Genomic DNA, 21,124 nt, shown 5'->3' with positions numbered 1-21,124 from the left:
GCGACGGCAACGAAAGGAGGCCCGCACAAGGCGGGCCTCCTGAGCAGGCGTCACGCGCTGCTGATCGTCACATGCCGACCGTCACGCGCCCGGCGGTACCCGGGACGGCCGTCCCGACCCACGGGTCAACCGGTAGCCGGCGACACCCGCCAGCGAGGCCAGGGCGCCGCCCACCGCGGTCCAGACCCAGCGGTCGGACCACCAGCCGGAGGTCCAGCCGTCCTCGGGCTCGAGAGCGGCGAGTACGGCCGAGGGTGTTTTCTCCTCGCCGTCCCCGTCGCCTTCGCCGTCCGCCTCCGTCCGCAGCGCGATGCCCGGCACCAGCGGCTCCGCGAGTGAGCCGTCCACCGCCGCGGCGCCGCCCATGTCCTTGGAGCCGACCCGGACTTCGACGTCCACCGGCTGGCCCAGGTCGGACGCCGAGAGGTTCACCGCGGTGAGCCGGATGTAATACGTGCCCGGCAGCGGGTCGTTGGCCCACGGCTCCGACCAGGCGCGGACCGTGCGCAGCACGCAGGCGAGCTCCACGGAGGCCGCGTCCGCCGGCGCCGTGCGGGTCTGGGCGCCGTACTGGCAGGCCTGGCGGCGGCGCAGACCGTCGTACACGTCGACCCGCCAGGTCTCGGCGGCGTGCGTCTCGGGCAGCTTCACCGTCACCTGCACGGTGGGGCGTTGCCCCGCGTCCGCCGGGAACGACCAGTACAGGTAGTCGCCGACGGAGGCACGCGCCGTGGCGGTCTGTCCCTGCTCGAACTCCGTCGCGGTACGGAACGAGGTGCCCGCGCGGGTCGGTCCGGCGGCGTCCTCCGACGTGTGGGGGAGGGGCTGGAATCGGCCGCCGCGGGGGCCACGGCAGCCGCGGCCAGTCCGAGCGTGAGCAGGGCGGCGCCCCACAAGCGGGTGATACGCATCAGTGGGTCCTCCAGACCGCGAACCGCCAACGGGACAGCCAGCCCCAGACGAGACCGGCGAGGAAGCCGGTGAGGACCAGTGCGCCGAGCAGCCACCAGCCCCGGCCCAGGCCGAAGGAGGCCACGTCGCTCGACTCGCCCGGACCCTCGACGACATCGATGGTCAGTTCCAGGGGTAGGCCGGGCGTGGTCTTCACACCGGAGCCCGGCGAGAACGAGTTGGTCACCGCCAGGCATACCGTCTCGGCGGCCGGCTTGTCGCTGTCGTCGTCGTCCCGTTCGGGCTTCGGGTAGCGGAGGCCGGTGGACAGGACGTCCGTACGGCCGTTGCCCGTGGCCTCACCGCGGACGATCTCCCGGTCGTGCACCGTGACGGCCCGCAGCAGCACGCCGTAGTCCGGGTTCACCGCCCGGTCGGCCGCCACGCTCACCGACGCGCGCAGCTCCTGGCCCGCCGGCACGTCCACGCGGTACCAGCGCTGCTGCCCGAACTCCTCGCGGTCCGTGTAGAGACCGGACTCCAGTGTCGGCGCCTTCGCGCAGGACGCGGCACCCTCGGTCGCGACCGGCGTCACCACCGGTTCGGCCGCACGTTCCACCAGCTCATTGACCCGGTCCGCGAGTTCGTCCTGGTGCTCGACCGAGGTGTAGGTGCCGCCGGTCGCCTCGGCGATGCAGCTGAGTTGCCGGCTCAGCTTGGCGTTCGGCACCAGGCCCAGGGTGTCGATGGTCAGGCCGATGCCCTTGGCCGCGATCTCCCGGGCCACCTCGCACGGGTCGAGCGGGGCACAGGTGTCCTCACCGTCGCTGATCAGCACGATGCGCTTGGAGCCGTTGCCGCCCTTGAAGTCGTCGGCCGCCTGCAACAGGGCGGGGCCGATCGGGGTCCAGCCGGTCGGGGTGAGCGTGGCCACCGCCGTCTTGGCCTCCGTACGGTCCAGCGGGCCGACCGGGTAGAGCTGCGCGGTGTCCTTGCAGCCCTCCTTGCGGTCGTCGCCGGGGTAGTCGGCGCCGAGGGTCCGGATACCCAGCTCGACCTCCTCCGGCGTCGCGTCCAGCACCTCGTTGAACGCCTGCTTCGCCGCCGCCATCCGGGACTGGCCGTCGATGTCCCGGGTCCGCATCGAACCGCTCACATCGAGGACGAGGTCGACCTGGGGCGCGTCCTGGCCCGTGGGTTCACCGGCGACCGCCGCGGTCGGGAAGGCGAGCCCGGCCGTCAGGGCGGCGAGCAGGACACCGACTCCCGCTGCCGGCCATTTTCTTCTGATCATCGATGGATCCTATTGATCAGGGACGGCCCGCTCCAAAACGGGGCTCCCAAGGCGACTCGCCCCGAAGGGGATTGGGCATTTCCGCCCATTCATCCCCGGTCGCGCGCGGTGACAGCCGCATCAGCGTCAGTGCCTTCGCGGGCAGCGGTTCGCCGAGCAGGGCGGCGAGGTCCGGCGTGCGTGGCAGATCCCGTACGGCCGTCTCCAGTGCGGCCCGGAGCGCCGGGCCCGAACCCGTCGTACCGGCCAGCGCACCCGCGACCAGCGAACCGAACAGCTTGCGCCGCAGGGCGCGTTCGTCGTCCGTGACCATGCGGGCGGACACCTCGGGCACCGGGATGCCGTGGCGCGCCAGCCGCGCGGGGCTGATCCGCAGATCGGCCAGATCGCGGTAGACCAGCCGCACCGGCTCCCCGTCCGGCGACAACACCACCAGGAGGTTCTGGCCGTGCGCCTCCAAAGCCACGCCCAGATCAAGGAGTCGCAGCCCGACTGTCAGGGCGAGCCGCGCGAACCGGGCCGCCCAGGCGGGGGAGCGGAGCACCTCGGTGGTCGCCAGCGCCGCCACGGGAACCACCCGCTCCCCGGCCGACGCGTATTCCTGCGGCGACTCGCGCACCACGGCCGCCAGATCGGGGAGCCGGCCGCCGCGGCGCCGAGGGTGCGGGTGACGTGCAGCAGGCCGCCGGTCCGCGCGGCCACCGACTCCCCGAAGCCGGACAGCACCGCGGACGCGGCGACCGAACCGGGCGAGATGTCCCGCACCGAGGACGTCAGCCGCGCACTCAACGCCGTTTTGACATGGGGCCCGTCGGGCAGCGCGAGGGTACGCAGCGCCATCAGCGGATGCGCGGCGATCCGCTGGGCAGGATCTCCCCCTCCTCTTTTCCGGGGTTTCCCCGCTTGAGCACATGCGCCGCCTGCCATGGGTGCACGGGGATCACCATCCGCCCTCCGTCCCGCAACCACTCCGGCCAGGCCCCCGTCACCAGGCAGTCGCCGGCCGGTACCGGCACCAGTCCCAACTCCACGACCGGCCGGTGCTCGGGCCCGTACGCCAACTGCTCGGCGACCGAGAAACCGGGCCGGGAACGGCAGCTGGGATGGAACGGATGCCCGTCGACCACCCGCTGTTCCCACTCCCAGTCCCACCGAGGCCACTCGTCCGCGCGCTCCCACGCCCCTCCGGCCGTTCGGGACAACGCCAACGAGGCCACACTGTGCGCGAGTTCGGCGGCGAAGGCCGCCGACTGCGGCACGGTGAGCCGCGCCATCAACCGCGCCGGATCGTCGTACGCCACCTCGTCCAGGTGTACGACGGTGACGTACGCGGTGGTCGCGTACGGGTCCGGTCGCGGGCCGTGCAGCCGCCGCCCGTCCGCCAGCCGCAAGGTGAGCCCGTCACGGTCCGGCTCCCGGCCGGTGATCCACGGCAGCGGATCGTGCGCGAGGCCACGCCACAGCCGGGTCAGCACGGCCGCGCGGGCCCCTGGCAGCGCTGCGGCGTACCGGGGCATCAGAGCAGGCCGTACGGCGGCCAGCTCGTCGGCGATCTCGGCCTCGGCGGTGGGGGGACGGTGCACGGGTGGGCTCCTCGGGTGCGAACAGCGTTGCGCGGCGGACAAGCGGTCCACGACGGACATACTGATCGTCTCCGTCCGGACAGACCGTTGGGAAACAGTGGAACGCGTGGATCTCATGCCCCCGCCCGCAGACGACGACGCGGCGATCCGCGCCCACCACGCCGCCGGGCTCGCCGCCCGCGCCGACGCGTACGCGGCCGTGCCGCTGCTGAACTGCCTGCTGCGCGAGGTCGCACAACCCGTGCCGGACGCGGACGTGAACGTTGACGCACACGTGGACGCGGACGTTGACGAGCACGCGGACGTCCGGACGTATCGCCTGCCCGGCGTCGACCGCCTGCTGCGGGTCCGCGGCACCCGGCGCCCCGCCGTACCCGAGGTGTGCGTGGACGGCGCCTGGCACCGCGTGGGCTACGCCGAACTGGTGAAACTCGTCGCGGAGGAACTGCGGCGGCACACCGGTCTGCCCAACCAGGAGCTGCCGGCCGAGATGATCCGCAGCAGGGACGCGGTGGCCGCCCTGCTCGGGGCGCGGGCCCGGACGGCCCCGCCCCTCGACCCCTACCTCCGCTCCGAACAGTCCCTGCTCACCGGCCACACCCATCACCCCGCCCCCAAGGCGCGCGGCGGCGGCCCCGCGGCGAGCTGGCTGCCGTACGCGCCGGAGGCGTACGCCCGCTTCCCGCTGACGCTGCTCGGACTGCGCGAGGACGCGGTCGTCGAGGAGGGCGACACCTCGGCCCTCGACCGGCTCGGCACCGCCCCGCCCGGTTACCGCTTACTGCCCGCCCACCCCTGGCAGCTGGAGCTGGCGGCCCGGAACCTCGCCCCCGCGTTCGCCGACGGCCGCTTGATCAGCCTGGGCGCGACCCCGTTCCCGGCCTGGCCCACGGCCGCGATCCGCACCGTGTACGCACCCGCACGCGACCTGTTTTTGAAGTTCAGCCTCGACGTACGCATCACCAACGACATCCGCCGCCTGTGGCGCCATGACCTGCTGCGGCTGCGCAGGACCGACACGGCCGTACGCGAGGCGTTCGCCGCCTTCGGCGGCCCGGCGGCCTGGCTCAGCGACCGCGGCCACCGCACCGCGGGCTTCGCCTTCGAGGAACTGGCCGTGGTCGTCCGCGACGGGCTGCGCGACCACCTCCTGCCCGGTGCGACCCCCCACCTCGCCGCCGCCCTGGCCGAGGGCTTCGCCGGCAATCCGCTCGCCACCACCACGGCCCCGGCCGCGTGGTGGAAGGCGTACCTGGCCGAGGTCGTCCCCGCAGCGCTGACGGCCTTCGCCGGGCACGGTGTCGTCCTGGAGGCGCACCTGCAGAACACCCTGGTCGCGGTCGGCCCCGACGGCATCCCCGTGCAGGCGCTGTTCCGGGACGCCGAAGGGGTGAAGCTCCTGCCGGAGGTGTCCCGGGCGGCGGGCTGGGAGCGGCTGGTGTACTGCCTGGTCGTCAACCATCTGGGCGAGATCGCCGCGGCCCTGGCCGAGCACCACCCCGGCCTCGACCCTTGGCCCGCGGTACGCCACGAACTGGCCCGCCACGACCTCCCCGAGGTGCCCGCCCTCCTCACAGACCCCACACTCCCCGCCAAAACCAACCTCCTCCTGCGCTGGACCGACGCCGACGGCGCCGCCGCCCGCTACCGCCCGGTCCCCAACCCGCTGGCCGACGGATAGGCGCGGGGGCGCAGGGGCGAAAGCCACAGCTGCCGGGACGCACGGATGACGGCCGCAGATGTGGTTGCCGACGCCATACGGCCGTCGCAGGCCTTGTGCGCTCACACGCATAAGGCACGTCCGCACCTGGTTGCGAGCCACACCCAGACCACGCGGAAGGTGTCGGAGGCGGCCATACCGGTCGGCTCCTGTGCGTCCCTAGGGTCGTCACGTCGAGGGAAGTCGGGGTGCGAAGGTCACACCATATGTACACCTCGGCTGTTCGGGGCGGTACGCGCCCCTTGATGGAGAGGGGCCGTATGGGACTGGACAAAACGGTCGACAGCGTGGACGAGGCAGTGGCGGACATCCCCGAGGGGGCGTCGCTGGCCGTCGGCGGGTTCGGGCTGTGTGGCATACCGAGCGCCTTGATCGCCGCACTGCTGCAGCGGGAGGCGGGCGGCTTCAAGGTCGTCTCCAACAACTGCGGAGTGGACGACTGGGGGCTGGGACTCCTGCTGCGGGCCGGCCGGATCGCGCGTATGACCAGTTCGTACGTGGGCGAGAACAAGGAGTTCGCCCGCCAGTACCTCAGTGGGGAACTGGAAGTGGAGCTGGTGCCGCAGGGCACGCTGGCGGAACGCCTGCGGGCCGGCGGGGCGGGCATCCCGGCGTTCTACACACCGGCCGGGGCCGGGACGCAGATCGGGCAGGGCGGGCTGCCCTGGCGCTACGGCGCGGACGGGCAGGTCGCGGTGGCGTCGCCGCCGAAGGAGACGCGGGTCTTCGACGGGCGTGAGTACCTGCTGGAGGAGGGCATCAGGACCGATTACGCCCTGGTGCGGGCGACCCTCGGGGACCGTCACGGCAACCTGGTGTTCCGCTCCTCGGCCCGCAACTTCAACCCGCTGGCCGCGATGGCCGGGCGCGTCACCGTCGCCGAGGTCGAGCACCTGGTGGAGCCGGGGGAACTGGATCCGGACGAGGTGCACCTGCCAGGGGTGTTCGTGCAGCGGGTGGTCCGGGTCTTTCCCGATGACCCGGCCGCCGCCCGGCGGATCGAACGACGGTGCGTGCGGACCGAGCAGGAAGGCGGTGCCTGACATGGCGCTCACTCGCGAGCAGATGGCGGCCCGGGCGGCCCGCGAACTGGTGGACGGCACCTACGTCAACCTCGGCATCGGCCTGCCCACACTGATCCCGAACCACCTCCCGCCGGGAGTCGAGGTGGTGCTGCAGTCCGAGAACGGCATCCTCGGCGTCGGCCCCTACCCGCTCGAGGAGGAACTCGACGCGGACCTGATCAACGCGGGCAAGGAGACGGTGACCACCCTGCCCGGGGCGTCGTTCTTCGACTCCGCGCTGTCCTTCGGCATGATCCGCGGCGGGCACATCGACGCCGCGGTGCTGGGCGCCATGCAGGTGTCGTCCTCCGGGGACCTGGCGAACTGGATGATCCCGGGGAAGATGGTCAAGGGCATGGGCGGTGCCATGGACCTGGTGCACGGGGCGCGCCGGGTCATCGTGCTGATGGAGCACACCGCCAAGGACGGCAGCCCCAAACTCGTCGCGGAGTGCGATCTGCCGCTGACCGGTACCGGGGTCGTCCAGCGCGTCATCACCGATCTCGCCGTCATCGACGTCACGCCGGACGGTTTCTCGCTGGCCGAACTCGCTCCCGGGGTCGGCGTCGACGACGTACGCGCCGCGACAGGGGCCGACCTGCGCGTTCCCTCGCATCTGGAGACGGTGGCCGGTGTCTGAGTAGCAGACGCCTCCCGGCGGCACAACCGGTTCGGGTCCACATCGTGGCAAGCGGGCTGTGGTGCTCCCTGCCATACCGTTGCACGTTGAACGACCCCTACGGTGCCGGGCACTGGGTCGCTCCCACCGTTCCACGCCAAGGAGCGGCCCGGTGTCCCCCACCGCACCGAGGAGCCGCCATGCAACCGCCGCCTTTCCGGGGAACCGGCGCCCCGCTGTCCCGTACGTCGTCCGCACCGTCCGCCGATCCCGCGCCACGTCCGGCGCGGGGTGTGTGGCGCGGACTGCTGTCCCGTCTCGTGGCCGTCGTGGCCTTCGTCCTCGCGGCGGCCCTGGTCGGTCCGGCGCCGACCGCCCAGGCCGCGGTCGGCCTGACCAAGGTCACCGACTTCGGCGCCAACCCGGGCCAGTTGAACATGTACGTCTACCGGCCCGCGTCCCTGCCCGCCAAGCCGGCGGTGGTGTTCGCGCTGCACGGCTGCAGCCAGGACGCCCAAATGTACGCCAACAACTCCGGCCTGCCCGAACTCGCCGACCGGCACAAGTTCCTGGTGGTGTTCGCCGAGACCACTTTCTCGAACCACATGAGCAAGTGCTTCAACTGGTATCAGACCACCGACATCCGCAGAGGCCAGGGCGAAGCCGCATCGATCCGGCAGATGGCCGCGCACGCGGTCTCCACCTACGGCGCGGACGCCCGGCGGACCTACGTCACCGGCCTGTCCGCCGGCGGCGCCATGACGTCGGTGATGCTCGCCGCGTACCCGGACGTCTTCCAGGCCGGCGCGGTCGTCGCGGGTCTGCCCTACGGTTGCGCCAGCGACGTCATGGCCGCCTTGAAGTGCATGGACCCCGGAGTCGACCTGACTCCGGACCAATGGGCGAAGCGGGTCCGCGACGCCAATCCCTCGTGGTCCGGCCCCTGGCCCCGCGTGGCCATCTGGCACGGTGACAACGACTCCAAGGTCGTCCCGCTCAACGCCGACGAACTGCGCGACCAGTGGACCGCACTGCACGGCCTGTCCCAGAAGCCGACCCACACGTTCGTGATCGGCCCGAACTCCACCCGGCACGAGGAGTACGCCGCCGCGGACGACTCGGTGGCTGTCGAGGTGAACCGGGTCCCGAACATCGGGCACGCCACGCCGGTCGATCCCGGCAGCGGGCCCCAGCAGTGCGGCAGCACCGGCACCGTCAACTTCCAGGCCTCCATCTGCTCCAGCCACTGGATCGCCCAGTTCTTCGGCCTGACGGGACCCTACGAGGACGATAGGCTGCCCGCCCCGACCGGCCTGGCCGCGACCGACGCCACCGACACCACCATCCGCCTGAGCTGGAACGCCGTCGACGGCGCCCACGACTACATCGTCTACCGGGACGGTGATCCGCTCGCCCCGGCAGACGCCACGTCCTACACCGACACCGGCCTGACCGCGGGTTCCTCCCACACCTACGCGGTCGCCGCCCGCGACGCCGACGGCAAGCCGGGATGGCCCTCCGACACGATCACCGCGTGGACCACCGGCGGTGAGACCGCCTGCTGGACCGCCACCAACTACGCCCACGTTCAGGCAGGACGCGCCACAACCAGCGGCGGCTACACCTACGCCAAGGGCTCCGAACAGAACATGGGTCTGTACAACATCTTCATCACCCGCACCCTGAAGGAGTCACCCGTCGGCCACTTCACCCTCGCGGACGGCACCTGCTCCTGACGCGACCGGTCACGGCCGTAGGTGCTGTCACGGCACTTATGGCCGTGCCCAACATGGCGGCGGCCCATCCGCCAAGGATCGCCGCCATGTTGGGCACACACATATTCCTGTGCACGCCGCTCCGCCTAGCCTCCAGCCCGTCCATCCGTCGCACACTGGAGGCTCTCCGTGGCCTTGCTCATCGGCTTCACCTCGCGCCGGAGACGGCGCACCGTCATCGGCGCTGTCGCCCTGGCCGCTGCCGCGGCCCTGCTCCCCTCCTCGGCCGCGGCCCGGCCGGCGGCTCCCGATTCCGCGGACCGTCACTGCGCCCACCTGTCCCACCTGCGGGTGCCGGGCGCCGCTCATCAGCAGGCCGACTGCCTGAGCGAACTGACCACGGCGGGAACCGTGGCCTCCGGCCACACCGACCCGGCGGACTGGGCCGGACTCACGCCCAAGGACCTCACCGTTCCCGACGGCGTGCCCGGTATCCAGATCGACGGCTACTTCCCCGACTCCTCGACCACCAACACCAACCACGGCTGGAACCACGACTCACAGTTCGTCATCCGGCTGCCCGACCGCTGGAACGGCGGCCTGGTGGTGGCCGGTACCCCCGGAAACCGTGAGCAGTACGCCAACGACCGGGCCATCGCCGACTGGGTGCTCGCCCGCGGCTACGCCTATGCCGCCACCGACAAGGGCAACACCGGTCTCGACTTCCACCGCGACGGCCGCCGGCCCGGTGACGCCGTCGCCGAATGGAACACCCGCGTCACCCAGCTCACCCGCGCCGCCCGCGCGGTGGTCGCCCAGCGCTACCACCGGCCGCCCGTGCGCACCCTGGCCACCGGCATGTCCAACGGCGGCTACCTCGTGCGCTGGCAGCTGGAGAACCACCCCGAGCTCTACGACGGCGGAATCGACTGGGAAGGCACCCTCTGGCGCTCGGAGGGCCCCAACCTGTTCACCTTCCTGCCACCCACCCTGCGTCATTACCCCGCCTACGAGGCGGGCGGTCCCGGTGCCGAGCGGGCACGCGAGGAACTGCACCGCGCGGGCTTCCCGGCCGGCTCGGAGTTCCTGTGGCCGTTCCACCACCAGGTCTACTGGGACCTGACGCAGCGCATCTACCGTGAGGAGTTCGACCCTGCCTTCGACGGCGCGACCAAGGCCGGCACGCCGTACTGCGCCTCCGGGGAGATCCCGGGCTGTGACGCCGACTACGACTACGCGAACCGCCCCGCCGAAGTCCACAAGGCCGTGGAACGCATCGCGCTGACCGGCCGCATCGGCAAGCCGCTGATCACCCTTCACGGCACCCTGGACGTCCTGCTGCCCATCAGCAAGGGCTCGGACGTCTACGCCCAAATGATCAAGGACGCGGGCCGCGGCGGCCTGCACCGCTACTACCGCATCGAGGACGGCACGCACACCGACTCCCTCGTCGACGCCTTCCCCGACCGACTCCGGCCCCTCCTGCCCTGCCACCGGTCGGCCTTCACCGCCCTGGAGAAGTGGCTCACCACCGGGCATCGTCCGCCCGCGAGCCACACCGTCGCCCGGCCCGAGGCCGCCGATCCGGCGGCCCTGCTCACCGGCTGCAGCCTCGACGGGTGACGCACCGCGGCGGCCGTGGCGAAATGTCACGGTCGCCGCAGGGCCCACCCCTCACGGCGCGTGTCGCTTCACGCCTCGCTTTATGGATGAGGTCGCTACAAAAGCAGCCCTTACTGTGTGTGCTGCATACATAGGTGTGGCTGGGTGGCATCCGTACTGTTTCCGGCCATGACAAGCGAATTCCCTCCTCCCACCGCCGACTCGGCGCCGCCCAGCGTCGGCGTGAACCTGACGTCCCGGGTCGCTCTGGTCACCGGTGGCGGCAGCGGCATCGGCAAGGCGTGCGCCACGGCGCTGGCCGCCGCGGGCGCCACCGTGCACGTGGTCGACCGGGATGCGGATTCGGCCAAGGAGGTCGCCGCCGAGATCGGCGGCGAGGCGCACATCGTCGACCTGGCCGACCCGGCCGCGATCGACGTGCTGCCGACCGAGATCGACATCCTGGTCAACAACGCCGGCCTGCAGCACGTGGCGCCCCTGACCGAGTTCCCGCCGGAGCGGTTCGCCCTCATCCAGCAGGTGATGGTCACCGCCCCGTTCCTGCTGATGCGCCGTAGCCTGCCGCACATGTATGCGCGGGGCTGGGGCAGGCTGATCAACGTCTCCAGCGTCCACGGATTGCGGGCCAGCGCCTACAAGTCCGCCTACGTGGCCGCCAAACACGCCCTGGAGGGCCTGAGTAAGGTGGCCGCGCTCGAGGGCGCCGCCCACGGCGTGACCAGCAACTGCATCAACCCCGGCTACGTCCGCACCCCCCTGGTCGAGAACCAGATCCGCGACCAGGCCGCCGCCCACGGGATCAGCCCCGCCGACGTCCTGACCGATGTGCTGCTGACCCGCTCACCCATCAAGCGCCTGCTGGAGGCGGAGGAGGTCGCCGCGGCCGCGCTGTGGCTGTGCGCCGACCACAGCAGCTACATCACCGGTACCTCACTGCCCCTCGACGGCGGCTGGGGAGCCAACTGACCCACCGCCTCGGGCGCCGCCCCGCGCCGCCCCCGTCCCCATGACTCCCCCCACGCCTGTCCCCGCACCCGCACCTCACCCGAGAATCGGTGAACCCATGTCCGAGACCACAACCGCCAAGCCGGACGAGCCCCGCTCCGGCGGCATCGCCCGTATCGTCGGTGCGAGCCTGATCGGCACCACCGTCGAGTGGTACGACTTCTTCCTCTACGGCTCCGCCGCCGCGCTGGTGTTCAACACCCTCTTCTTCCCCAGCAGCGACCCGCTGGTGGGCACGCTGCTCGCCTTCATGACCTACGCGATCGGGTTCCTGGCCCGGCCGATCGGCGGCATGGTCTTCGGACACTACGGCGACAAGATCGGCCGTAAGAAGCTGCTCGTGCTCAGCCTGCTGCTGATGGGCGGCGCCACCTTCGCCATGGGCCTGCTGCCCACCTACGGCACCATCGGCGTCGGCGCCCCGATCCTGCTCACCGTCCTGCGCCTGATCCAGGGCTTCGCCCTGGGCGGCGAATGGGGCGGTGCCGTGCTGATCGTCTCCGAGCACGGAGGCGAGAAGCACCGCGGCTTCTGGGCCTCCTGGCCCCAGTGCGGCGTCCCCGCCGGCAACCTGCTGGCCACCGCCGTTCTCGCGCTGCTGGCCACCATTCAGTCCGAGGAGACGTTCCTGTCCTGGGGCTGGCGCATCCCCTTCCTGCTCTCCGGCGTCCTGGTCGTGGTCGGACTGTGGATCCGCATCTCGGTGTCCGAATCGCCGGTCTTCCTCGCCGCCCGGGCCAAGGCCGAAGCGGACGCCGCCAAGGGAGTCAAGGACGAGGCGCCCGTCATCGAGGTCTTCCGCCGCAGCTGGCGTGAGGTGCTCGGGGCCATCGGTGTCCGGTTCGGCGAGAACATCTCCTACTACATCGTGACCTCCTTCCTGCTGGTCTATGTCACCACCCACCTGGAGCTGCCGAAGAGCACCGCGCTGAACGCCGTCCTGATCGCCTCCGCCGTCCACTTCATCACCATCCCGCTGTGGGGGGCACTCTCCGACCGCATCGGCCGCAGGCCCGTGACGCTGATCGGCGCAGTCGGCATGGCCGCGTGGATCTTCGCCTTCTTCTCCATGGTCGACACGAAGTCCTTCACCGTGATCACCCTCTCGGTCACCGTGGGCCTGCTGCTCCACGGCGCCATGTACGGGCCGCAGGCCGCCTTCGTCTCCGAGATGTTCGACACCAAGGTCCGCTACTCCGGGGCCTCCGTGGGCTCACAGCTCGCCTCCATCGTCGCCGGCGCTCTCGCCCCCATCATCGCCGTCGAGCTCCTCAGGCGCTACGACTCCTGGACGCCCATCGCGGTGTACGTCTGCGCCTCCGCGGTGATCACCGCCATCACCGTCCTCGTCATCAAGGAGACCCGTGGCCGTGACCTGACCGTCCCGCTGGCGGGTTCGACGCCGGAGCAGCAGCGGCAGGAGGCACCGGTCGCCAGTACCGACCGGGTCTAGAGGTTCAGAGGCCCAGAGGCCACCGTGCCGCGGTCCGCCCCGTGCAGGAGGGAACGGGCGGACCGCGGCATACTCGCCCGCAGCCACCGCGCCCGTCACGCGGGCCACCACAGCCCGTCCGCACACCAGCCACGCAGCTGGAGGGAGTACTGCCCCATGACCCCCGTGAGCCCCATGACTGTCGGCAGCGACCCCTCCCCCACGGCGACGGCGGCACTCCGACAGCTGCTCGACCTGCTCGCCGCCGACGCACCGGCCGAACGCCTGGCCCAGCCGGCGGCCCGGGCCCGCGCCGCCGCGGCCGACCCGAGTGAGCAGGCCGTCATCGACGAGGCCACCCGGACCGCACTGGACGTCCACCGGACCCTGGCCCAGCGCCGACGACGGGAGGCCGAGCTTGCCGCCCTCTTCGACACCGCGAGCGACCTGGCCGCACTGCGCGACCTGGACGCCGTACTGCGGGCCATCGTGCACCGGGCCAGAACCCTGCTGGGCACCGACACCGCGTACATGACCCTGAACGACCCCACGGCCGACGACACGTTCATGCGGGTGACCGCCGGTTCGGTCTCCGCCAAGTTCCAGCAACTGCGCCTCGCCATGGGCGAAGGACTCGGTGGCCTGGTCGCGCAGACCGCCCGCCCCTACGCGAGCCCCGACTACCGCACCGACCGCCGTTTCAAGCACACCGGAGCCATCGACGAGGGAGTCGACGAGGAGGGCCTGCGCGGCATCCTCGGCGTGCCCCTGCGCGTCGGCCGGCGCGTGATCGGCGTCCTGTTCGCCGGAGACCGCGCTCCGCGCGACTTCACCCCCGAGGCCATCGCCCTGCTCTCCTCCCTGGCCGACCACGCCGCCGTGGCCATCGACGGCGCGCGCCTGCTGGAGGAGACCCGCTCCGCGCTGGTCGAACTGAACGCCGCCAACGAAACGGCCCGGGCCCGCAGCGAAGACCTGCACCGCGCGGCCGAAGCCCACGACCGGCTCACCGACCTGGTCCTCAGAGGCGGCGACGTCGATGACGTCACCCGCGAGATCGCCGCCCTCCTCGACGGCGGCCTGGCCGTTCACGACGCGGACGGTACCGAACTCGCCCGCCTGGGAACCGGCCCGGTCCGCCCGCCCGAGCAGGGAATCGAAGCCTCCCGCAGAGGCGGACGGGCCATCCCCGTCGGCGGCAACTGGGTGTGCGCCGTCCTGGCGGGCCCGGAACTCCTCGGCAGCCTGGTGCTCACCGACCGGGCCGATCTCACCGACGCCGACCGGCGACTGTTCGAACGGGCCGGCATGGTCACCGCCCTCCTGCTGCTCCTGCGCCGGTCCGTGGCCGAAGCCGAGGACCGCGTGCGCGGCGAACTCCTCGACGACCTGCTCACCGCCCAACCCCCCGGAAGCCACCGCAACATCGGCAGTCTGACGCTGCGTGCCAGAAAGCTGGACATCAACCTCGCCCGGCCGCACGCGGTACTCGTCCTCAACTGCGATCCGGACCTGCGCTCACGCCTGCTGATCGAGGCAGCACGCCATGCCCGCACGCTCGGAGGCCTGGCCGGCACCCGCAACGGGCACACCGTCCTCCTCGCACCCACCTCGACTCCAGGCCCACTCGCCCAGGAACTCGCCCAAGGCCTCTCCCGGGGCCTCGGCACCCCCATCACCATCGGAGCCGCCGGCCCCGGCACGGCCCCCGAACACCTCCCCGACACCTACGACGAGGCACGCCGCTGCCTCGAGGCCCTGGAAGCACTCGGCCGCACCGGCACCGGCGCAGGCCTGGCCGACCTCGGCTTCCTCGGGGTGCTCCTCGGCGACCGGGCGGACATCCACGGATACGTGGACCGCGTCCTGGGCCCCGTACTCGCCTACGACAGCCAGCGCGGCACCGAACTCGCCCGCACCCTCAGCGCCTACTACGACCACGGTGCCAGCCTCGCCAGAGCCAAGGACGCCCTGCACGTCCACGTCAACACCGTGGTCCAACGCCTCGACCGTGTCGCCCAACTCCTCGGTCCCGACTGGAACACGCCCAGGAAGGCCCTGGAAATCCAAGTCGCCCTGAGCCTGCACCACCTCGCCCAGAACCCGACGCCCGACCACTGAGTCGGATCCGGCAACACCGGCACAGCGCCCTGACCGCCGGCAACTCGACTCCCCCCGACCGTAAACCGCACACGGCTGCGGCCTGCGCCGAGAACGCCGCCGGTCGCCGGCCGTTCCAGTCACCGGCACGGCCCGTGCTGTCAAGGCAGCTCTCGCCGAAACCCCAAGGGCAGCGGATTCCGGGCCAAGTGACAAGCCGACCAGGACCACGCGCGACCCATCCGCCGCAACGGCACGTACAACGTTCCAGGGCAAGCGGATACTCCTGGTCGACGACGTGCACCACAGGCACGGCCGGCCGTCTGTCCCACGTCGACCGTGGGCCAAGATCCTCGGCCTCGTTCTGGCCCGGGTTCCCTGGAAGCACTCACGGCCCTGAGCCGGATGCCTGGGAAATGATCTCGATCTGCGCGGGAACACGGTCGCCGACGGGCCGAGCTCAGACCTGACCAGCGTTTTCGTCGGTTCCCGGACGGTGGGACGACCGAACCGGCCCCAGGTCTACCACGCTTGCACGACGAGGTAGGCGATGAGCATCAGTGCGGCCAGGAGCAAGGCGGGGACTGCCAGCCACTTCGCCGTTGCCGTCAGGAGCCTGGTGGCGACGGCGGCGGACGGCGTGCACCGCTCGGGCCGCGCCTTCGCCTCGTGACGGGCAAGAGCGGTGAGGACGAGGCCGGTCACCGCGGACAGCAGACAGATGACGAGTGGCGTGAGCATGCCGCCCTGCTGGACATGGTCCTTGATGGTGGTTCCGGCACTCTCCGCGCTCCTCGCGATCTCTGCCACCTTGGTACCGGCCGCGATCACCGCGCCGTCGGCGAGCGTGGCGAGGGCGAGTCCGGCTCCGGCCAGGGTGGGGGCACGAAGGGACCTGGACGGCGTGGGAGTGCGGCGGGCGTGTGCGTCCGGGGAGGCCGGTGCGCCGCTCTCCGGCGGCGAGGACGGTGCGGTGCCGGGGCGGGTCGGCTGTTCGTCGGCGCCGTACCGCCCGGGGCGTGGCGAGAGCGGAGGCGCCGGGCGCCTGGTCTCGGGCGAGGGTGGCGTGCGGTGCGTGGAGGGCGGGGCCGGGGAGCCGGCCCGCTGGGATGCCGGTGCGGTCACGCTCGGCGGAGGCTCCGGCTCGGCGGGCCGAGATGTCGGTCCGGCTGCCGGCGACGTCGCGTGAGCGGACGGCGAGGTAGGCGGCGCCGAGGCCGACGGCGATGCGGTCCGGCCCTGCGGCGACGACGCGGCTCCTTCCGCGGGCACCACTTTTCCCTCCACGTGCAGTACCGCCTCCCCCACGACCCCCTTCAGCACGATGTCCCCGCGCACGGGTCCCGTCGACACCGTGTCGACCCAGACGTCCAGGCCGTCCCCCGACTCCTGGGCCCGTAGCCTCGGCCCCTTGACGTGCGGTGTGCAACTGCGGGCCAAGGGCGGGCCGAGCAGGCGTACGGTCCGGTGGGGCGGGCTCGTGTGCTGCCGTACCGGACCGAAGTCGAGGCGGGCCGGGTACGGGTTGATGCCCATCTCGCTCAGGGCTCGGGACGCCTCCTCCGCAACCGCGTGGATGTCCCGGTGCGCCATCTCCTCCAGTGCCTCGCGCGCCCCCGCGGCAATGGACAGATCCCTGTTCTCCATCCGGGCGCGCAGCTCGGCGATGGCCCCGCGCCGGGTGTAGATGTCCGGGCTGCGCATGGCTGCCCGGACATCGTCCGGCACCGGCGACGGAACGATGCGGCGGCGATGGCTGCGCGCCAGGTACATGTCCCCCTGCAAGTCGACGGTGCGCCCCGGGGTCTGATGGGGGTTCTGCCGGCGTACGTGGTCGAAGACGTACTCGTACAGCTCGTCGAGGGAGACCCGGCCGTCCTCGTCGAGATCCGCCTCGCCGGTCGCCAGGCCCTGCACCACAGCGTGGGTGAACACCGACGGCCGTGGCACGGAACCTTCGGCGAGGTCGGTGCCCTCGAAGGCGTACTCCATGGAGTTGGAGGCCGTGATCACTGCCCAGCCGCGTCCGCCGCCGAGCTTGTCCCCCGCGAAGGAGTCGAGCACGTGCGCGTCCCCTCCGGCGCGGACGGAAGCCGGGCCCTGGGAGAAGGCTCCGCCGTAACAGCAGTCCAGCAGCAGCACGATGCTGCGGGCCCGGGTCGAGGCCATGCAGCGGCGTACGAAGTTGGCCGCGACGGCAGTCGACGCCAGGCGCCGGGGGAGGGTGTTGGGCGCGGCGAAGAACAGCTCGCCGGTCTCGCTCTTCAGCCCGTGGCAGGAGAAGTGCAGTACGAGGGTGTCGCCGGGCCTCCGGTCGGAGAAGAAGTCGTCGACCCGCATGCTGATGACGTGCGCCGGTTCGTTGCGCATCACCCGGACGTCGAAGCCACCGATCTGCGGGTCGCCCAAGACCTCGGCGAGAGCGACAGCGTCCTGAGCGGGTGCCCGCAGTTTCCTCAGAGCGGGATCCTCGTAGCTGTCGTTGGCGATGATCAGCGCATGCCGGGATTCCCCGCCCATGGTCAGGTCACCGCCGTGGCGTGGCGCCGGACGAACAGGTCGAAGGCCTCCACGACCTGATCGTCGGTCGCTTCGGACAGCTCCAGGACGTCGCCGTCCAGGGTGAGGCGCAGCGACGGGCGCGTGTCATGGCACCGGCCCCACCAGTCGCGGATCACGGCGACCACCTGGCCCAGCCCGGTGGCCGCACTGCCCAGGTTCACCAGCAGGGAACCGACCATCGCGACATCGACGGCCCGCGCCCCGGGCGGGACCTCCCGGCCGGGGCCGAACGTACGTCCTCCACATCGAGCCGGAGCAGTTCCTCGCGCAGATTGCGGGTCCTCCGCGCAACGTGTTCGGGGTCTGATCCTTCCTCGGAAAGAAGGATCTGCAATTCGTTCTCCACCGGGTCAGCCCCTTTTGTCCGATGCCTGTCGGGGCGGCGCGGAGTCGGACCTCCGGTGGCTCCACGTCTCATTCTTATTTCATTTTCTGCCGCTGATCCGGCGGTGGCAAATCTATTTTCCTTCCTCCTCTCCGCATCTCTCCGCGCATTTCACGGTTCAACCAGTCGTGTGCGGCGAGTGGAGCCGACATGCCTGCTCAGACGCCATTCGGCTGATCATGCGCAGCGTGCGGGAGCACAAGGGCAGGGAGGTGCAGTTCGGGGAGCCGGCCATGTCCGTCGCCGTTTCCACGACATCGTCCCGCGCTTCGGCCGTACTGCCGCTCGGCGGTATCCGTTCGGGGCGCCATCCCTGGAGGATCCGTCTGTTCCCGCACAGCTGGCGACGCGAGTCCCGGTATTCCGCGGCCCGAAGAAAGACGTGAAGAAAATTCTGGCCGCGAGGAGCGAGGACGAGCTGCCCCACGGGCCTCCGCCCACCACGTCCGAGCGCGGGGAGATGCGCCACGGCGGCAGTCTCCGGGTCAGGACGGCGGACGGCTGTACCAGGCACGGGTGGGCGTCGATCGGTCGCGGTCCGCCTGGTGAAAGCGGGACGATGGCCGGTGACGGTGGTGCCGTAGGCAGAGCCTGGAGCAGTGGGCCGGACCGGCGGCCGCCCCGCCGCGGTCCGGCCGCGTGCGTGACGGTCTTCCGTACCCGGCGGCGCTGAGCCGTCATCATCCGCCGTCAGCCGTTACCGCAGACGAAGAGGTGAGGCACATGGCAGGGCTCCGAGCAGGCGAGGGCATTCTCCGTCGCAAACCCATCGAACACATCGAGGAGACGGAAACCGTCGAGGGGCCGCGCCTCGAGCGGACGCTCGGGCTGTGGCAGCTGACCGCGATCGGCGTGGGCGGCATCATCGGCGCGGGCATCTTCACCCTCGCCGGCACGGTGGCCAACGGCACGGCGGGCCCCGCGGTGCTGGTGTCCTTCCTCATCGCGGGCGTGGCCAGCGCGGCGGCCGCCCTGTCGTACGCCGAGTTCGCGGGACTGATCCCGAAGGCGGGCTCGGCCTACACCTACGGCTACGCGGTGCTCGGCGAGTTCGCCGGCTGGTTCATCGGCTGGGACCTGCTCCTGGAGTACACGGCGATCGTGGCGGTGGTCGCGATCGGCATCTCCGGCTACTTCAGCTTCCTGATCGAGGACGTGGGCGCGGATCTGCCCGCCTGGATGCTGGGCGCGCCCGGCACCGGTGCCGGGCACACGGTGGACCTGTTCGCGGCGCTCCTGTGCCTGCTCATCGCCTGGCTGCTGAACCTCGGCATCCGCAGCGCGGCACGCTTCGAGACGATCGTGGTGGGGCTGAAGGTACTGGTGGTGCTGGTGGTGATCCTGGTCGGCGTCTTCCACGTCAACACCGCCAACTACAACCCGTTCTTCCCCTACGGGATCGGCGGGGCGTTCACGGGTGCGGCGACCGTGTTCTTCGCGGTCTTCGGCTACGACGCGATGTCGACGGCTGCCGAGGAGTCCAAGGACGCGCGGCGGCACATGCCGAAGGCGATCATCTACTCGCTGGCGATCGCGATGGTCCTGTACGTGGCGGCCTGTCTGGTGCTGACCGGTATGCAGAACTACAAGGACATCGACAAGGAGAGCGGCTTCTCGACCGCGTTCCAGTCGGTGGGGCTGAGCTGGCTGGCGGACGTGATCGCGGTGGGCGCGATCATCGGCATTCTCACGGTGATGTTCACGTTCATGCTGGGTGTGACCCGGGTGTGGTTCTCCATGTCCCGGGACGGGCTGCTGCCGAAGTGGTTCGCGAAGACGCACCCCACGCGGCACGTGCCGACCCGCGTGACGTGGATCGTCGGGGTGGCGTCCGCCCTCCTCGCCGGCTTCCTGCCGATCGCGGAGGTGGCCGAACTGACCAACATCGGCATCCTGCTGGCGTTCGTGGTGGTGTGCACGGCGGTGATCGTGCTCCGTTACCGGCAGCCGGACCTGCCGCGCGGCTTCCGTACCCCGTGGATGCCGTTCGTGCCGGCGGTGGGTGTGGTCTTCTCGATCTGGCTGATCACGTTCCTGCAGTGGCAGACCTGGGTGCGGTTCGCCATCTGGTTCCTGATCGGGTGCGTGTTCTACTTCGCGTACTCGTACAGGCGCTCGGAGCTGGCCAAGCGCTAGATGATCGATTCCAAGGGGTTCAGTGGTCGTGTGCCGTCAACGCGCGCATGACCGGCTGACCGGTGTGATCGCTGTGCCAGATCGCGGTGGTCAGCGCGAGGATGCGCTGCAGGACGCGGACGGTGACACCGCCGGGCGTGCGGCCGCGGTGGCGTTCGAGGTCGAGCCGGCCTTTGAAGCTCTCGTTGACCGACTCGATGACCTGCCGTAATGGCTTGAACGGGTGTGATCCCGCCCGCGCGGGCTCGCCCTTGCGGGCCGGCCGCAGCAGCCGGATGTCCAGCTCGGCGGGCTGGGCCTCGAAGTCCTTGCCGAAGTAGTTCTTGTCGCCGATCAGCGTCTGGCCTGGCCGGTTGGCGAGCAACCGGGGCTCGACGGCGAGTAGGTCCAGCAAGGTCTCGCGTTCGTCGGCCTTGGCGCCGGTCAGGGCGAAGGCGACGGGCAGGCCGTGCAGGGTGCACACCGGGTGCAGCCGCAGGCCCCAGAAGAACCGTGAATGGCTGGCGCAGTACCCGTACTCGGCCCGACCGGCCAGGTCGGAGCGCTTGACGGTCTCGCGCGAGCGGCCGCACTCGAGGAGGCTGAGTCGACCCCCCAGACGTCGTCGGCCCACAGCGGGGTGTCGTGGGCCAGCTCGCGTATGACCTGTCGGAGCAGGCCCGCGGCCTTGCGCAGTAGCTTGTTGTGGCCGCTCTGCTACGGCAGATACGGGAACAGGCCCTGCAGGCGAGAGCGGGCGTGGCGCGGCCAGCGGGCCTCGGAGGTGAAGTCGAGCAGAGCCTGCATCACCGCCAGGGTGGCCAGTTCGGCATCGCTCGGCTTCGGTGCCGAGCCCGTCCGTGGACGCCACGGTGCGAGAGGAGGCGAATCCTTCAGCAGGTCATCGGTCTTCACGCACAGTGCGGTCGCGAGGGCGTGCAGATCGGTCGTCACAAACCGACTCCGGAGACCCTCGCCACGTCTGCGCAGCCAATTCACCCACGGCGAGCTGGACA

The 21,124-nt window shown here is 71.1% G+C and carries 12 protein-coding genes and 3 pseudogenes; 9 read left to right on the top strand and 6 right to left on the bottom strand.

Annotated features, from left to right (window positions below; translation table 11 throughout):
• Positions 1 to 81 precede the first annotated feature (81 nt).
• The 3 genes and pseudogenes from WJ438_RS08970 to WJ438_RS08960 all read right to left on the bottom strand — a co-directional run bounded on the left by WJ438_RS08970 (position 82) and on the right by WJ438_RS08960 (position 3,768).
• A pseudogene (locus WJ438_RS08970) lies at positions 82 to 911 on the bottom strand (hypothetical protein).
• Positions 911 to 2,185 (bottom strand): VWA domain-containing protein, encoded by a 1,275-nt coding sequence (locus WJ438_RS08965; RefSeq protein WP_406724739.1) that lies wholly within the window; start codon positions 2,183 to 2,185, stop codon positions 911 to 913. Before WJ438_RS08965 ends, WJ438_RS08970 begins: the two are co-directional and overlap by 1 nt.
• Positions 2,186 to 2,201: 16 nt before the next feature.
• Positions 2,202 to 3,768 (bottom strand): annotated as a pseudogene (locus WJ438_RS08960) (IucA/IucC family protein).
• Positions 3,769 to 3,883: 115 nt separating this feature from the next.
• Here WJ438_RS08960 and WJ438_RS08955 point away from each other — a divergent pair.
• From WJ438_RS08955 to WJ438_RS08920, 8 genes are all read left to right on the top strand, one after another.
• Positions 3,884 to 5,449 carry an IucA/IucC family protein gene (locus WJ438_RS08955; protein WP_406729634.1) on the top strand — a complete coding sequence of 522 codons (1,566 nt, stop codon included), beginning with the start codon at positions 3,884 to 3,886 and terminating at the stop codon, positions 5,447 to 5,449.
• A 299-nt stretch (positions 5,450 to 5,748) separates the two neighbouring features.
• Positions 5,749 to 6,531 (top strand): CoA transferase subunit A, encoded by a 783-nt coding sequence (locus WJ438_RS08950; RefSeq protein WP_406724738.1) that lies wholly within the window; start codon positions 5,749 to 5,751, stop codon positions 6,529 to 6,531.
• 1 nt (position 6,532) lies between these two features.
• On the top strand, positions 6,533 to 7,192 hold the full coding sequence (locus WJ438_RS08945; RefSeq protein ID WP_406724737.1) for a CoA transferase subunit B: 660 nt from the start codon (positions 6,533 to 6,535) through the stop codon (positions 7,190 to 7,192).
• Positions 7,193 to 7,371: 179 nt separating this feature from the next.
• Complete coding sequence (locus WJ438_RS08940; protein ID WP_406724736.1) at positions 7,372 to 8,907, top strand: PHB depolymerase family esterase; 1,536 nt, start codon at positions 7,372 to 7,374, stop codon at positions 8,905 to 8,907.
• A gap of 168 nt (positions 8,908 to 9,075) precedes the next feature.
• Positions 9,076 to 10,509 (top strand): tannase/feruloyl esterase family alpha/beta hydrolase, encoded by a 1,434-nt coding sequence (locus WJ438_RS08935; RefSeq protein ID WP_406724735.1) that lies wholly within the window; start codon positions 9,076 to 9,078, stop codon positions 10,507 to 10,509.
• Between the two features lie 168 nt (positions 10,510 to 10,677).
• Positions 10,678 to 11,475 (top strand): 3-hydroxybutyrate dehydrogenase, encoded by a 798-nt coding sequence (locus WJ438_RS08930; RefSeq protein ID WP_406724734.1) that lies wholly within the window; start codon positions 10,678 to 10,680, stop codon positions 11,473 to 11,475.
• Positions 11,476 to 11,572: 97 nt separating this feature from the next.
• A complete protein-coding gene (locus WJ438_RS08925; protein WP_406724733.1) occupies positions 11,573 to 12,967 on the top strand; it encodes an MFS transporter in 1,395 nt (464 codons plus the stop codon).
• A gap of 174 nt (positions 12,968 to 13,141) precedes the next feature.
• A complete protein-coding gene (locus tag WJ438_RS08920) occupies positions 13,142 to 15,067 on the top strand; it encodes a helix-turn-helix domain-containing protein (protein ID WP_406729633.1) in 1,926 nt (641 codons plus the stop codon).
• Positions 15,068 to 15,568: 501 nt separating this feature from the next.
• Here WJ438_RS08920 and WJ438_RS08915 read toward each other — a convergent pair.
• Entirely contained in the window at positions 15,569 to 17,566 is a 1,998-nt protein-coding gene (locus WJ438_RS08915) for a caspase, EACC1-associated type (protein ID WP_406724732.1), read from the bottom strand.
• 2 nt (positions 17,567 to 17,568) lie between these two features.
• Positions 17,569 to 17,787 (bottom strand): hypothetical protein, encoded by a 219-nt coding sequence (locus WJ438_RS08910; protein ID WP_406724731.1) that lies wholly within the window; start codon positions 17,785 to 17,787, stop codon positions 17,569 to 17,571.
• A gap of 929 nt (positions 17,788 to 18,716) precedes the next feature.
• Between WJ438_RS08910 and WJ438_RS08905 the strand changes: the two genes are divergently transcribed.
• Complete coding sequence (locus WJ438_RS08905) at positions 18,717 to 20,129, top strand: amino acid permease (RefSeq protein WP_406724730.1); 1,413 nt, start codon at positions 18,717 to 18,719, stop codon at positions 20,127 to 20,129.
• Between the two features lie 19 nt (positions 20,130 to 20,148).
• Here WJ438_RS08905 and WJ438_RS08900 read toward each other — a convergent pair.
• Positions 20,149 to 21,062, bottom strand: a pseudogene (locus WJ438_RS08900) (IS982 family transposase).
• Positions 21,063 to 21,124: the final 62 nt, after the last annotated feature.

It is taken from the genome of Streptomyces sp. GD-15H (assembly GCF_045291515.1).
Classification (GTDB): Bacteria; Actinomycetota; Actinomycetes; order Streptomycetales; family Streptomycetaceae; genus Streptomyces.
Note: the sequence above shows the minus strand (reverse complement) of the source record. Positions and strands in the feature narration are given on the sequence as shown.